A 13,747-nucleotide genomic window follows, 5' to 3' on the forward strand; every position below is an offset into this window, starting at 1 on the left:
ACGAGTTCGAACCTTGTCGGGGGCACCAGTTTTCTCATTGTTTATCAATGCTTTATCTTTCCCTTCAAAATCATCCGTTTTACTGCGTGGCGCATTTTACAGTCCGTCGCCAGCGCGTCTCCCTGCGCCATGATGATGTGAAGCCGCTCGGCGTCCAGTTCTGTCTGAATGAATTCACCAGGATGCGCCAAGCAAGAAAGACAAGAATTTCGGGCAGGGCGCGGGCAAGGTTTTCGCCAGGGGAAGCGCTTTTCGAGTGGCGGGAGCGGCCGGCACGACAACCGCAGATGAAGTTGACCGGCGGGGCTGCGTCAAAAGGACCGCGCATATGAAGTTGTTGCAGGAGCAGTTTTGAGGTAGCGATCCTCACGACAGATAGTGTCAAGCAACAGCCTGGAAATATGCAAAATGATGGATTGGGATTGGGTAGACTGGTTCCCTATAGTCGTCTTTCCGCTCAAGATTCTCGTGTTAGGCACGGGCATGTTCTTCGCCATTAAATGGCATCACGATCAAGCGAAGAACGAAAAGAAAAACGGCGGATCGTAAGCGTCCGCCGAATATGACCTTGCCACCTCGGATTGGTCTGCCGATCCAGTGATGCGGCGGCAATTCGCCCAACAGGGCGACTGGATTGCCGCTTAGTCTGTGGCGCGAGACAGGCCCCTTTATTGCCTGGTCTTTCAGGATGATTGTAAAGCCTGCGGGTTTAAGCATATTGTTCAGCGATAAGTTGAGCAACAGCGGGCGCTTCCCATGGATGCATACGGTCATTTGCGGATATTGGTTAGCCTTATCCTCGGCCTTGCAATCACCAGAGTGTTGTCCGGTCTTTCCAGAAGGCTGCAGGAGCCGCAAAAAACCGATCGCATGCACGCGCAGATCGTCTGGTCGATTGTTCTGCTTCTCGGAGCGGTCCACTTCTGGTGGTGGGAATTTGCCCTGCGGCTCATCCATAACTGGAATTTCTGGATTTACATCTTCGTTCTGGTTTACACGTCGCTCTTCTTTTTGATGTCGACGCTGCTTTATCCCGATCACATTCAGGAGTTGTCCGAGCGGGAAAGTTTTTTCGTGCGCAGGCGGCATGCGTTTTTTGCCTTGTTTGCCGCCTCGTTCGTCTTCGATCTAATGGACACCTACATCAAGGGGAAGGAGCACTTTGAACAGCTCGGGCCATGGTATCTGGCAAGGATAGTCGGCGGCCTGCTGATTGCTGTTGTGGCAATGAGAACCGATAGCAGCCGCAAAATCATGTGGCTCGGTGTTGTCTGGCTCTTCGTTAACGCGCTCTGGATTACGGCGATCTACAGCGATCTGTTTTAGTTCTTCCAGCGGCAAGGTAACCAGAATCGCAACTATGGCCCGTCGCTGAGAGTGGAACGCGAGCGGGCGGAAGCGCACAATGCGGGGTGGCGGTTTTAAAAATCCCTATGGCTTTACGTGATAAAGCTTGTGCACGATCGACCAGTTGCCGTCGCGTTCCAGCAGGGACAAATATTCATAAAAATCCATGCCGTCGAAGCGGGTCGTCAGTTTCACCGAGGCGCTGTCGCCCTCCTTGTCGATACCCATGATTTCGAAAGCGGGGTCGTGATCGGGGAGGCCACGTTCGCTTTTGCGCATGTGGTCAACAAAGTCCTCCAGGGACAACCATTCGATTTCGCCTTCGAAGGTTCCAACGATGCTGGCGCGCGGGTCGAAAACGTCACGCATCAGGCTTTCATCCGCATAGGCCATGGCGTGAATGTAGTCCGTGACGGTCTGGGTGATGGTTTGCGGCATCGGATCGTCCTCCCTCAGGATCCAAAAGCCAAGCTTACACCCGTTGGCGAGGTTCCACCATAACCTCCTGAAAACGTGCCGGTTACGCTTTTTCAGAACGGTTTGCGGCGGGCTGCGGCAAATGCGGCGCCGCAGGGGGCGGCATGTTTTGCCGCCGCTTTCCACAATTTTGTCCTGCCCGTCATTATAGTCGCCTTGGGTCGGACAAATTTCGGCCTCAAGGGCTTTCCGCCGGTCTTCCTGCCGCCTGCGGCAAGGCTTTTGTGTGGGCTTTGCCGGTTTAACCGCCGGGGCGGGGTGCCGTGCCGGGCGGATTTGGCCTATGATCCACCCGCAGGCCTTATGAGGGTGGCATCAGGTGTGCGGGTAACAGTTTGCGTTTGAAGGTGTTTTTGTGATTGATCCCTATGTTTTGCTTGGCGTGGAGCGCGATGCCGACGAGGCGGCGATCAAATCGGCTTACCGCAAGGTGGCCAAGGCCGCCCACCCCGATAGCGGCGGCGACGCCGAGCAGTTCGCGCGCCTGCAAACCGCCTATGAGCTTCTGAAGGATCCGGTGCGCCGCAAGGTGTTCGACGATACCGGCTATGACCCGCAGCTTGCCGACGCCAAGGACCTGAAGGGCCTGCTGATGCTGGAAACGCTGGTCAACGAGTTCATTCTGGACGAACGCGAGCCCGGCAGTTTCGACCCCGTGGCCGCCATGCGCCGCAAGCTGACCGACGATATTCTGAAAAGCCGTTTCCATATTCTCGAACTGGAACGGCACCGCACCCGTGTTCGCAAACATATGGACCGTCTCGGCCGCAAGCCGGAAACCGATGTGCTGAGTTCCATGCTGCGCGCCCGCAGCCAATCCATCGCTGAAGCGATCCGCAATGCCGAATCCCAGATCGAGGCGATCGAACAGGCCTATACGATGCTCGAGGGCTATTCCTATGAGTTGGAGAGCGTGATGCTGGCCGAGCCCTTGCTGAAAGGCGAGGCGGCGGAATAACCGCCCGTCACGGCCCGTTGACGAGGGCAAGAATGAGCTGGTGCACCCGTCCGCCCGGGGAGAGCTCGTCGCGGTCGAAATCGCGGCCGCGCTGGCGCTGCTCGTTGGAGAGTTCGCCCAGCCGCTGCTGCAGCACGACGCGCACCTTCTGACATTTAGGGTCGTTTTCCGCCCTCAGGCCGGTGCTGAAGGCTTCGATCTTCTTCACCATGTCGAGGATGTGCTCGCCATGGACGCGCTCATGGGTTTCCACGCCGGAAATGAAGGTCTTCCAGCTCGTGGCGACGGCCGGCGGCAAATTGGCCGGCGCTTTTGGCCAGGTGTAGATGATGGTGAGATTGGGTCTTGCTGTGGCGAGAATACAGGCGCCATCCGGCTGCGGACGATAATCCCGCCGCCATGTCAGCTTGAAGGTGGTGTGGGCAATGGCCTGCACGCCGGCAGTGGGGCCGCGCTCGCCGATCGACTGGTAAAGCGCACCACCCGAATTACCGGTGATGGCATAGGTCTTTATCTGCTCGGCGGGTTTCCAGCCGGCGGACTGCGCTGACAGCGGAAGGGCGCTCAGCAACAGGGCGGCGCTGACGGAAAGGGGAAAAAGACTATGGGCGGGCACGCATCGATCCTTGGTGGTTTGCGCGCCGAAGATAGGCGAGGGGCAGGCGGTCAGGCAAGGGGAAGCGGGCGAGGATCGCCAGCTCCTGCGTGGAATAATCCACACGAAAACCCCCGCGCCTCGGCGCGGGGGAGACAAGCGTACGACTGCAGGGGTAATCAGTCGTCCAGCTTGTCGTAATCGAGCTTGGGCGCGTTCTGCAGTGCGTCCTTGGTGGTGTCGACATAGGCCTTCCAGGTGCCGTTGTCGTTGTGGACGGCGACGGAAGCGGGGTCGAGAACCACATAGCTTTTGTCGATGCCAAGGAAGCCGCCGACGCTGGCGACAAGGCCGATCACCGACTTGCCGTCGCCGATGACGACATCTTCGATTTCGCCGATGTTTTCGTTCTGGGCGTTATAGATGTCCATGCCATCAAGCTGGGAGGCGGTGAGATCGGTCTTCTGGACATTGACGAACTTCAGCGGGCCGGTGGCCTTGGTGCCCATGGTGATTCCAGGGCCGGACAAAGTGGCGTCCGCGCCGGCAGCAGGAGCCGTGGTTGCCGTCTGGGCAAAAGCCACGGAAGAGGAGAGCGCTGCTGCGGCAGCGAGAGCGATGACATTGATTTTCATGACGTTTCTTCCCTTTGTATGCTGAACGTTGCGTTCGGGGAAGAAACGGTGAAGGGCGAATTTGGTTCCGCATGGGAGCGCAGGAAATTTTGGTTTATGCTGAAAACCGGAACAGATGTGAAGCAGGCCGGGAGCGGCAGCGCGGCAAAATCGGGAGGGTATAATGGCAAAAACTGTGACGGAGAAAGCGGCGGAAGAGGCTGCGGCATCCGAGGTCATCGACCGGAAAATTGCAGAGCTGGGCGACTGGCGCGGCGACACGCTTGCGCATATCCGTGCGGTGATCGGGAAGGCGGATCCCGATGTTATCGAAGAAGTGAAATGGCGCGGCGTGCCGGTCTGGTCACACGCAGGCATTCTCTGCACGGGCGAAACCTACAAAAGCGCCGTGAAGATGACATTTGCGAAGGGCGCTTCGCTGGAGGACCCCGCGGGGCTGTTCAATTCAAGTCTGGAGGGCAATACCCGGCGGGCGATCGATTTTCACGAGGGAGATGTCGTGGATGAGAAGGCGCTGGCGGCGCTGATCCGGGCGGCGGTGGCGTTGAATGTGGCGGTGGCAAGCGGGAAGAAACGGGCCGGAAAGTGATGAAACCGGTGGTGGGAGGGCGATGCCTCAGTCCCGGGCTATGTCTGCGGCCTTGTCCCACTCCCCATCGATAAACTTCAGTGCATCGATGATCGAAACTTTCCATACCGACCAGACGTGATCGCCATCGGTCACGCGCAATTCGGATTTGCGCTTGTCGGCCTGTAGCGTCTCATGCAGGGCGATGGCGCCGCGCCAGAGGAAGAAGCCGTCATCGTCTCCAACGGTCAGATAGGTGGCGGGCAGATCCTGGCTTTCGGCGACATGCTGCGCCACGAGGGTGAAGACGTTCTTTTCGTTGAAGAGCCTTGCATCGAAAGGCGTGCCGAAGGCGCCGGAGAAATGGTCGCCGGTTGAGGGCAGCACGATGCCGCTTGTAACGGTGGCGCGGTCAACCCGGTGAAAGAAAGCACTGTCCTGAATGAGCTTGAGTTCGGCAGGTGTCTTGTCGAGATCGGCGGCAGGGACATTCTGCCAGATGGCGCCCGACAGGTTGGCGACGGCGCCATAGAGGTCCTCGTGGCCATAGGCGAGATGCAGGGCGCCGAAGCCGCCCATGGAGAGGCCGGCAATGGCGCGGCCTTCCCGATCTTTCCGCACCGGCAGTGTTTTTTCGATCTGGTGGCGCAGATCGCTGGTCAGGGCGGTTTCGTAATCGCCGGGACCGCCCACGGCGGTGGAATCCACATACCAGCTGTTCTTGACACCAGGCATGACGACGACAAGCGGGCGTATGGCGCCGGCCTCGATGAGCGTATCGAGCGTCTTTTCGATATTGCCGAGATCGCGCCAGCTATTCTGGTCACCATCATGGCCGTGCAGGAGGTAGAGCACCGGCCAGCCGTTTTCCGGTGGAGCGCCATCCGGGCGGTAGATATTGACGGGAAGCGGCGCGTTGAGGGCCGCGCTGTGGAAGGTGGCATCCTCGATCTGGCCGGCAAAGCTCGGGGTGCAGGAGAGGAAAAGGTATGAGAGCGCCAGATTTCTGAGATGCATGCCGTGTCTCCATACTGCTTGCCATTCCATAAGGGCGGTCAACGTTCAAGGGAACCGTGAGTTCCGGAAGACGTAACGCTGCTGCAATGTCATTCCCTCACATCTGCGGACCGGTATGACGGTCTCAGGTCCGGGAAGGATTGTTCCCGCCAAGGCCATTGCGCACATTTGATAATTTTGGATTTAAAACATGGTGACATTGATATTATCGCGTTTCACACGCTCGCTTATTTTACTTTTTCTCCTTACCGGCTGCATGACCACGCCCATCTCGAGTATTCCCAAGCTGATGCGGCTCGACTTTCTGACGATGAATTTCGAGCATGTGCGTGTAGGGCTGCAGCTTCCTGCCCATCTGTCATTGGGTTCCGGTGATGCGGTGATGATTATTCGCAGCGTTACAGACGGCGTAAAGGGCGAGACTGTCGAGACGTTTGCGTTGATCGAGGATAAGGACGCCGCCGCCCGCGCGCAGTTCCACGCGGAAAAGCGGGAGGGAACCGCCACAAGCGTGTGGAGAATAAAGCCTGAGGAGGTTTCAAGGCTTGCAACATTGCAGGAGAAGGTGCGCCTTTCCCGCATCGAGGGGCCGCGCATCAGGGGGAGTACGGAGATCGAGATATTGCGCGCCTGTGTCACAGGCGTTCTCCCGACCGGCCCGGTCTATTTCTCGACTTACATCAAGCCTGCGGAAAATGAAGACTACATTGCCATGACCGTGGATGCGGATCTGACGAAAGTGTTTGGTGCGGGCCAGGTCGCGGCGCGGATCAGACAGTGCGAAAACTGATCGCCGTTGCCGGGGCGCGTTAGCGCCCCGGTCGGCCCGTCTTGCCCTTCGTCCGGCTTTTGCGCTTCTGCTCGCCGGCGTCTTCATAGGACCCCGCGCCGATCTTGCCGCGCACCAGTGGTCGCGGATCATCGGTAGCACGCTCCGGCTGGCCTTCCATGAGCGGTGAGAAGCGTTTGCCGGATTCGGTCTCGGGCTTGTCTGGTACTGCGCTGCGCACGGGCTTTTCGGTTCTGCCCACGGTCATCTCGTCCAGCGTGTTCCTGCGGAACAGCGGTTTTCCCGCATCTGAGCCGGGGCCCATTTCATCCAGTGAGGGTTTGGTGAAAAGGGATTTGCCGCTTTCGTTCGGCGCGGCGCCCGCCTCCGTCCTGCCGGATGTCTCCCCCTCAGGCGGGGAGATCGACAAGTGGCTGCGTCTGTTGTTTTTTCCGCCGCCTTCGATGGCGCGGGCCTCTTCCTTCGCCATGGGGTCGTCCATGGTGGCGAGTTCGGCGGCCTTGAGGCGTTTGATTTCGTCGCGCAGGCGGGCGGCCTTTTCGAAGTCCAGATCTGCTGCGGCGTCGCGCATGGATTTTTCCAGCGCGTTGAGATGGGACTGCAGATTGTTGCCGACCAGATGGCCGCCATCGGCGAAGCCCTTGCCGGACGCGCCTGATATATCGGCCCTGACGTGGTCCCGCTCATAAACAGAATCAAGAATATCGGAGATCTTCGCCTTGACCGATTCCGGCGTGATGCCGTGCTCGGCGTTATAGGCCATTTGCTTTTCGCGGCGGCGGGAGGTTTCCTCCATCGCCCGCTTCATCGAGCCGGTGATGTTGTCGGCATAAAGGATGACCTTGCCGTCGACGTTACGGGCGGCGCGGCCGATGGTCTGGATCAGCGAAGTTTCCGAACGCAGGAAGCCTTCCTTGTCGGCATCGAGGATCGCCACGAAACCGCATTCGGGAATGTCGAGGCCTTCGCGCAAGAGGTTGATACCAACCAGCACGTCGAAAGCGCCGAGGCGCAGGTCGCGGATGATCTCGATGCGCTCCAGCGTGTCGATATCCGAGTGCATATAGCGCACGCGAACGCCCTGTTCGTGCAGATATTCGGTCAGGTCCTCGGCCATGCGTTTCGTCAGCACGGTGCAGAGGGTGCGATAGCCTTTGGCGGCTGTCTCGCGGATTTCACCGAGAACATCGTCCACCTGGCTACGGGCGGAACGAACCTCCACCGGCGGATCGATGAGGCCGGTCGGGCGGATGACCTGTTCGGCAAAGACGCCGCCGGACTGTTCCATTTCCCACGAGCCGGGCGTAGCCGAAACCGCGACTGTCAGCGGCCGCATCGCATCCCATTCCTCGAAGCGCAGCGGGCGGTTATCCATGCAGGAGGGCAGGCGGAAGCCGTATTCGGCCAGCGTCGCCTTGCGCCTGAAGTCGCCGCGATACATGCCGCCGATCTGGCTGACCGAGACGTGGCTTTCGTCGATAAACAGCAGCGCGTTATCAGGGATATATTCGAACAGCGTCGGCGGTGGTTCGCCGGGATTGCGGCCGGTGAGATAACGCGAATAGTTTTCGATACCGGCGCAGGAGCCGGTCGCTTCCAGCATCTCGATATCGTAGCGGGTGCGCTGCTCAAGCCTCTGGGCTTCCAGCAGACGTCCTGCCTTTTCCAGCTCGGCGAGACGGACCTTCAGCTCTTCCTTGATCGACTTGATCGCGCCGTTCAGCGTCGGGCGCGGGGTGACATAGTGCGAATTGGCGTAGATCTTGACGGATTGCAGGTCACCGGTCTTCTGGCCGGTCAGCGGGTCGAATTCGGTAATGGAATCGATTTCGTCGCCGAACATCGAGATACGCCAGGCGGCATCCTCAAGGTGGGCGGGGAAAATTTCGATGGTGTCACCGCGCACGCGGAACGAACCGCGCTGGAAATCCATGTCGCGGCGTTTGTATTGCTGGGCCACGAGGTCGGCCAGAAGCTGGCGCTGGTCCAGCCGGTCGCCGACCTGCATCTGGAAGGTCATGGCGGTGTAGGTCTCCACCGAACCGATACCGTAGATGCAGGAAACCGAGGCGACGATGATGCAGTCGTCGCGTTCCAGCAGCGAGCGGGTGGCGGAGTGGCGCATCCGGTCGATCTGCTCGTTGATCGAGGATTCCTTCTCGATGAAGGTGTCGGAGCGCGGCACATAGGCTTCCGGCTGGTAATAATCGTAGTAGGAGACGAAATATTCCACCGCATTGTCGGGGAAGAAGTTCTTGAACTCCGAATAGAGCTGCGCGGCCAGCGTCTTGTTGGGCGCGAGAATGACAGCCGGGCGCTGCGTGGCCTCGATCACCTTGGCCATGGTGAAGGTCTTGCCGGAGCCGGTGACGCCGAGCAGGACCTGGCTGCGCTCGCCGGAATTGATGCCTTCCACGAGGTCGTTGATGGCCGTCGGCTGGTCGCCGGCGGGCTGGTACTCCGAGTCCATGCGGATGGCGACGCCGCCTTCCGATTTCGGCGGCCGGGCCGGGCGGTGCGGCGTCCAGAGCTTGCCGTCCTTGAACAGCGGATTGCCGCTCTCGATCAGCTTCGACAGCGCGTCCACCGTTGCGGTGACGGCCCCCGGCGCGAGGTTGGCGGCGTCTTCCAGCGATACGTCCATACCGGCGACCGGATTAAGGCCGGCGGCGGCGCGGGTTTTCGGATCGCTCGATGCGCCGATGGAAACACCGCGGGCGGTCTTGGAGGCCGTGGTGTTCTTGGCCGTCTTCGAGGCGGCCTTCTCCGCGTCCTTGCGCGCTTCGATCTCGATCTTCTTGCGGTGCTTGCCCGCCTTCGAGGCGATTTCGCGCTGGGTTTCCACGGAGGATGCCTCCGCTTCCGCCTCAAGCTGCTTCACCCAATCGGAGACGCTGCCGCTGAGCGGCGCGCCTTCGAAGGACGATTGCGGAGCTTCCTCGAAGCCCGAGGGCGAGGAGGTGGAGTTTTTTGGTGATCTGGCCATGGGCGAAATATGGAGGGAGTCACGCACAAAGTGAAGGGGATGCTGCGAAAAAATGAGTACAAAAAGGAAACGAAGCGTGCGGAACAAAATTCGGCCGGATGCGTTGCGTAGCGGCTGAAGACAGCTTTGCTAAAATCTGCAGAAAATCGATTCCGGTTTTCGGGCGGATGCGCTAGAGCAAATCCATACGGGCAGAATGACGGTTACCTTCAGACTGCTTTTTATACTGCATTTCATGACATCCCTCCCTTTTTTCAGGACCCATCATGCCGTTCTCAATCAGCCCTGCCCACATCTGGCCTGTCCTGATGCTTATCGCCTCCAATGTTTTCATGACTTTTGCCTGGTACGGCCATCTCAAGCACAAGGGCAGCGCGCTTTTCCTGGCTATTGTCGCCAGCTGGGGTATCGCGTTCTTCGAATATGTGCTGGCCGTTCCCGCGAACCGCATAGGCTCGGAGGTTTATTCCACCGCGCAGCTCAAGACCATTCAGGAAGTCATCACGCTCGCGGTCTTCGCGCTGTTTTCGATCTTCTGGCTGAAGGAAAGCATCACCATCAATCACGTGATCGGTTTTGCGCTGATCGCTTTCGGCGCTTCCTTCATTTTCCGCTCCTGAAGACAAACGAAAGAGACCGGCGCTTTGCCGGCCCGAAACCAGTCGCAACGGGTATGAGGTGATGTATCGATGAAAATACGGCCTGCAAGAGTGGACGATGCGACAGGAATGGCTGTGGTCCAGAACGAGATATTCTCGGCCGGCCTCCGAAAAGCGCCGACGGATATTACGGCGGTGCTGGAGAATTATATCCAGCACGCCGATCGTATCGAATGTTCGATCGCCGAGGACGACGACGGGCGCATTCTGGGGTTCCAGTCGCTGCGTTATGCGCGGGCGGACAATCCCTATGGCGTGGCGGAAGGCTGGGGCATCATCGGCACCCATGTCAGCCCGCAGGCGGCGCGAAGAGGAGTAGGATCCGCCCTCTTCGCGGCAACACGAAGGGCGGCAGAGGCGCGGGGCCTCAAGAATATCGATGCCAGCATCGGCGCGGACAACATGCTCGGGCAGGGTTATTATGACGCCATGGGCTTCACAACCTATCGCCAGCCGGAAGGGCTGGTCTGCAAGGTCTACCGGCTGGGCTAGGGCACGCCCGGTTTAAACGGAAGCGTCGGACGTGCTCCATCTCTTTGTTTACCGCATTATCCGGACGTAAAACCGCTACGCACTTTTACTGGAAATGCTCTGGATGCCCTGCTTCCAGTCAGCTGCGATTGTCGTTTTCGGAATATTGCAGGCGGGCCTTGCAGATGCGGACGTGGTTTTCGTCCGCCCATTGCACCAGCAATTGCATCGGCACGAGAAACGAGCGGCCGAGATTGGTCAGTTCATATTCCACGCGCGGCGGCACCTCGGCATAAAGCGTGCGACGGATGAAGCCATCCTCTTCCAGCCGCTTCAGCGTGCGCGACAACATCTGCTTGGAAATGTCGTCGATCCTGCGGTTCAGTTCGTTAAAGCGCAGCACGCCGCCCTGCAGGGCTTCGAGAACCAAAAGGCTCCATTGATCGCCGATGCGGTCCAGCACGTCGCGGATGGGGCAGGGCTGATCGAAGGCAAAAACTTCTTTCGTTTGCGTATCCGCCATGTCCTTATCCCCTTACCCGTTTTACCCCTGCAGGTCATCGCCATGTGACCAGATCAGCCGCCGCTGACTTCTTGCGGCTAAGGCTGCGATACCATAGCTCTTCTTTGCGGTCTATAATTTAGACCGTTAACGTCAGTGATAAAGGAAAGAAGCCATGGCTAAAATCGCGCTCATCGGCGCTTCCGGCAATGCCGGGTCCCGTATTCTGAAGGAACTTTCCGACCGGGGGCATCCGGTGACGGCGATCGCCCGCAATCCCGAAAAGATCGCCAGCCTGCCTGGTGTGGTGGCAAAGAAGGGCGATGCTTTTGATCAGGCAGGGCTTTCTGACCTGCTGAAGGGTCACGATGCCGTGATCAGCTCGGTCCATTTCACCGCCAGCGATCCCGCAACGCTGATCGAGGCCGTGCGGGCCTCCGGCGTTCAGCGTTATCTCGTGGTCGGCGGCGCCGGCAGCCTTGAAATCGCACCGGGCCAGCGCGTGGTCGACCTGCCGGATTTCCCGGCCGCCTACAAGGCCGAAGCCACCAAGGGTGCGGAGTTCCTGGACCTGCTGAAGCAGGAAAAGCAGCTCGACTGGACCTTCCTGTCGCCATCCGCCGAATTCTTGCCGGGTGAAAGAACGGGCAAATTCCGCATCGGCAAGGATAATCTCCTCAGCAATGGTGAGGGCAGCCGCATTTCCTTCGAAGACTATGCGATTGCGCTTGTCGATGAAATCGAGAAGCCGCAGCATTCCCGCCAGCGTTTCACCGTCGGTTATTGAGAGGTATCGCCCATGAATTTCGTGACACGTCGTCTTGCCATCGCCACCCTTGCCCTTGCGCCCGCGCTGATGGCCGCACCGGTTTTGGCGCAAACCGCAACGCGCGATCTCGCCCGTGAAGAGGCCAACCGCAAACTGGTGATCGAGTTTTACGATACCGTCTTCAACAAGCATGAAGTGGAAAAGGGGGCTGCCGTCATTGTCGACAGCTACAAGCAGCACAACCCCATGGTGCCGGATGGCAAGAAGCCGTTCGTGGATTATTTCACCGGCCACTTCAAGGAAAACCCGCAGTCGAAGGCGCGCATCGTGCGCAGCGCCACGGATGGCGATCTCGTCTATCTGCACATTCATTCGACCGAAAAAGACGGCGATCGCGGTACGGCCATCGTCGATATCTTCCGCGTCACCGACGGCAAGATCACCGAGCACTGGGACGTGATCCAGCCCGTTCCGGAAACGGCGGCGAACAATAATACGATGTTCTGAGGCCAGTCTCTTGACGCTTCACCTATGACAGGGAAACAGCCGGGATTTTCGCCCGGCTGTTTCCGTTTTCAGATTACGCGCCGTTTCTGGCGGGACTGTATGATCAGGTCCAGCACGAGCATGACCAGCAGACTTGCGCCCACCAGCGGGAAAATGACGCCGCCGATGGCGAGCATGACGAGCAGGCCGCGAAGCACGCGTCTTTCCTGCGGCAGGGGTGGGACCCCAAGCGACCCTTTCGGACGGCGTTTCCACCACATGACGCCGGCGGACACGGCAAGCAGCACAATGCCGATACAGGCCGCCAGAAGCACGATCTGGTTGGCGAGGCCATATTGCTGGCCCAGATGTACATTGATGCCCCATTCCAGCGCCTTGCCGAGCGGGCCGTAATCGGCGTAGCTCATGTCGATCAACGGCTCTCCGCTATATTGATCAAGGTGCACAACGCGCTGTTGACCGAGATCATCGGGATAGACCGAGCCGCTATAGACGCCGGTCGGTTTTCCCGGCAGGGCGACGGCATAACCGGCGGCAAGGCCGAGTGCGTCGAAACGTGCGATCGCCTCGTCGATTCCGATCGGCTGGCCTTCGGAGGCGGTGGTGGATTCCGGTATTTTTGCCTGCTCCAGCGACCAGCTTGTCTTCGCCATGTGATCGAGATGGTCTCCGGACATCGGAACATCGGTGCGGATGCCCGCCGGATATCCGAAGTTGCTGCCATTCGCCCATTCATTGACCTTCGCGCCCCACACGCCCGACCAGGGCATGCCGGTGACCGCAAGAAAGACGATGAAAAAGCCTACGAAAATGCCGGTGACGGCATGGGTGTCGCGCCAGAAGACCCGCTTTTTCGGGGTGCCGCGCACGGTCACGACACCGCCTGTCTGCTTTCGCGGCCACCAGAGATAGACGCCGGTGGCGACGAGAAGAATGGACCAGCCGGCTGCGATCTCGATCAGATAGCGGGCATAGGCGCCGAAATATTTCAGGCTGTGGAGATAACGGATCGCCCACATGATTGTGCCGCGATCCGGCAGGGACCCGACCACCTCAGCAGTGTAAGGGTTGACGTAGACGGCCTGCTTTCCAGACGCGCTACTGACGGTGATTTCTGTCGAAGCGCCCGGATCGGTCGGTGTCGTGTATTTGACGGCGGTGCCGGGAACGGCCGCGAGCGCTGCGGCCACGATCTCGGAAGGCAGGGTTTTGGGCGCGTTTTGCACCACCTCGATGCGTTTCAGGTCCGAATGGATGAGATTGTCGAATTCGTCCCGGAAGAGATAAAGCGCGCCGGTGACGGCGAGCGATATCATGAAGGGCAAGACGAGGAGACCGGCATAAAAATGCCAACGCCACACGGCGCGGTAAAGATTGGCGGACGAGGAATGCGCAGGCGCACGCTCGCCCTCGAAAGAGGTCGTAACGGACATGGATGTCTCCGCAAGAGAATTGATTTTCCGGCT

General features: G+C 59.2%; 16 protein-coding genes. 9 read left to right on the plus strand and 7 right to left on the minus strand.

What is annotated here, in order from left to right:
• Together WDZ78_RS03990 and WDZ78_RS03995 are read left to right on the plus strand one after the other, a co-directional pair.
• Positions 1–332, plus strand: a 332-nt coding sequence (locus tag WDZ78_RS03990) for a hypothetical protein (RefSeq protein ID WP_425672398.1), incomplete at its 5' end; no start/stop codon positions are given.
• 424 nt (positions 333–756) lie between these two features.
• Positions 757–1,326 (plus strand): hypothetical protein, encoded by a 570-nt coding sequence (locus WDZ78_RS03995; RefSeq protein ID WP_026363431.1) that lies wholly within the window; start codon positions 757–759, stop codon positions 1,324–1,326.
• Between the two features lie 105 nt (positions 1,327–1,431).
• Here WDZ78_RS03995 and WDZ78_RS04000 read toward each other — a convergent pair whose 3' ends face one another.
• Positions 1,432–1,785, minus strand: coding sequence for a nuclear transport factor 2 family protein (locus WDZ78_RS04000; RefSeq protein ID WP_003507612.1), 354 nt, complete (start codon positions 1,783–1,785; stop codon positions 1,432–1,434).
• A gap of 394 nt (positions 1,786–2,179) precedes the next feature.
• On the opposite strand from WDZ78_RS04000, the gene WDZ78_RS04005 reads away from it, so the two are divergent.
• The gene (locus WDZ78_RS04005; protein WP_425672399.1) at positions 2,180–2,782 is read left to right on the plus strand and encodes a J domain-containing protein; all 603 of its coding nucleotides are present in this window, start codon (positions 2,180–2,182) and stop codon (positions 2,780–2,782) included.
• 7 nt (positions 2,783–2,789) lie between these two features.
• On the opposite strand, the gene WDZ78_RS04010 is transcribed toward WDZ78_RS04005, so the two are convergent.
• Positions 2,790–3,398, minus strand: coding sequence for a DUF922 domain-containing Zn-dependent protease (locus WDZ78_RS04010; RefSeq protein ID WP_425672400.1), 609 nt, complete (start codon positions 3,396–3,398; stop codon positions 2,790–2,792).
• Positions 3,399–3,556: 158 nt separating this feature from the next.
• Complete coding sequence (locus WDZ78_RS04015) at positions 3,557–4,012, minus strand: PRC-barrel domain-containing protein (protein ID WP_020009368.1); 456 nt, start codon at positions 4,010–4,012, stop codon at positions 3,557–3,559.
• A 163-nt stretch (positions 4,013–4,175) separates the two neighbouring features.
• Here WDZ78_RS04015 and WDZ78_RS04020 point away from each other — a divergent pair, with 163 nt between their 5' ends.
• Positions 4,176–4,601: a DUF1801 domain-containing protein gene (locus tag WDZ78_RS04020; protein ID WP_020009369.1), complete on the plus strand. Its 426-nt coding sequence runs from the start codon at positions 4,176–4,178 to the stop codon at positions 4,599–4,601.
• Between the two features lie 27 nt (positions 4,602–4,628).
• On the opposite strand, the gene WDZ78_RS04025 is transcribed toward WDZ78_RS04020, so the two are convergent.
• Positions 4,629–5,597: an alpha/beta hydrolase gene (locus WDZ78_RS04025; RefSeq protein ID WP_425672402.1), complete on the minus strand. Its 969-nt coding sequence runs from the start codon at positions 5,595–5,597 to the stop codon at positions 4,629–4,631.
• A gap of 256 nt (positions 5,598–5,853) precedes the next feature.
• Between WDZ78_RS04025 and WDZ78_RS04030 the strand changes: the two genes are divergently transcribed.
• Positions 5,854–6,387 (plus strand): hypothetical protein, encoded by a 534-nt coding sequence (locus WDZ78_RS04030; protein WP_223564864.1) that lies wholly within the window; start codon positions 5,854–5,856, stop codon positions 6,385–6,387.
• 19 nt (positions 6,388–6,406) lie between these two features.
• Here the strand turns inward: WDZ78_RS04030 and uvrB are convergent, their stop codons facing one another.
• Complete coding sequence (gene uvrB / locus WDZ78_RS04035) at positions 6,407–9,373, minus strand: excinuclease ABC subunit UvrB (protein WP_425672403.1); 2,967 nt, start codon at positions 9,371–9,373, stop codon at positions 6,407–6,409.
• 266 nt (positions 9,374–9,639) lie between these two features.
• On the opposite strand from uvrB, the gene WDZ78_RS04040 reads away from it, so the two are divergent.
• Positions 9,640–9,993: a DMT family protein gene (locus tag WDZ78_RS04040; protein ID WP_003507620.1), complete on the plus strand. Its 354-nt coding sequence runs from the start codon at positions 9,640–9,642 to the stop codon at positions 9,991–9,993.
• A gap of 108 nt (positions 9,994–10,101) precedes the next feature.
• On the plus strand, positions 10,102–10,524 hold the full coding sequence (locus WDZ78_RS04045; protein WP_425672691.1) for a GNAT family N-acetyltransferase: 423 nt from the start codon (positions 10,102–10,104) through the stop codon (positions 10,522–10,524).
• A gap of 118 nt (positions 10,525–10,642) precedes the next feature.
• Here the strand turns inward: WDZ78_RS04045 and WDZ78_RS04050 are convergent, their stop codons facing one another.
• Positions 10,643–11,026, minus strand: coding sequence for a winged helix-turn-helix transcriptional regulator (locus WDZ78_RS04050; RefSeq protein ID WP_003522442.1), 384 nt, complete (start codon positions 11,024–11,026; stop codon positions 10,643–10,645).
• A 154-nt stretch (positions 11,027–11,180) separates the two neighbouring features.
• Here WDZ78_RS04050 and WDZ78_RS04055 point away from each other — a divergent pair, with 154 nt between their 5' ends.
• Both WDZ78_RS04055 and WDZ78_RS04060 read left to right on the plus strand, forming a co-directional pair.
• A complete protein-coding gene (locus WDZ78_RS04055) occupies positions 11,181–11,792 on the plus strand; it encodes an NAD(P)-dependent oxidoreductase (protein WP_425672404.1) in 612 nt (203 codons plus the stop codon).
• A 12-nt stretch (positions 11,793–11,804) separates the two neighbouring features.
• Positions 11,805–12,281 (plus strand): nuclear transport factor 2 family protein, encoded by a 477-nt coding sequence (locus tag WDZ78_RS04060; protein ID WP_020009376.1) that lies wholly within the window; start codon positions 11,805–11,807, stop codon positions 12,279–12,281.
• A gap of 68 nt (positions 12,282–12,349) precedes the next feature.
• On the opposite strand, the gene WDZ78_RS04065 is transcribed toward WDZ78_RS04060, so the two are convergent.
• Positions 12,350–13,714: a PepSY-associated TM helix domain-containing protein gene (locus WDZ78_RS04065; RefSeq protein ID WP_425672405.1), complete on the minus strand. Its 1,365-nt coding sequence runs from the start codon at positions 13,712–13,714 to the stop codon at positions 12,350–12,352.
• Positions 13,715–13,747: the final 33 nt, after the last annotated feature.

It is taken from the genome of Agrobacterium sp. M50-1 (assembly GCF_049843495.1).
Lineage (GTDB): Bacteria > Pseudomonadota > Alphaproteobacteria > Rhizobiales > Rhizobiaceae > Agrobacterium > Agrobacterium radiobacter.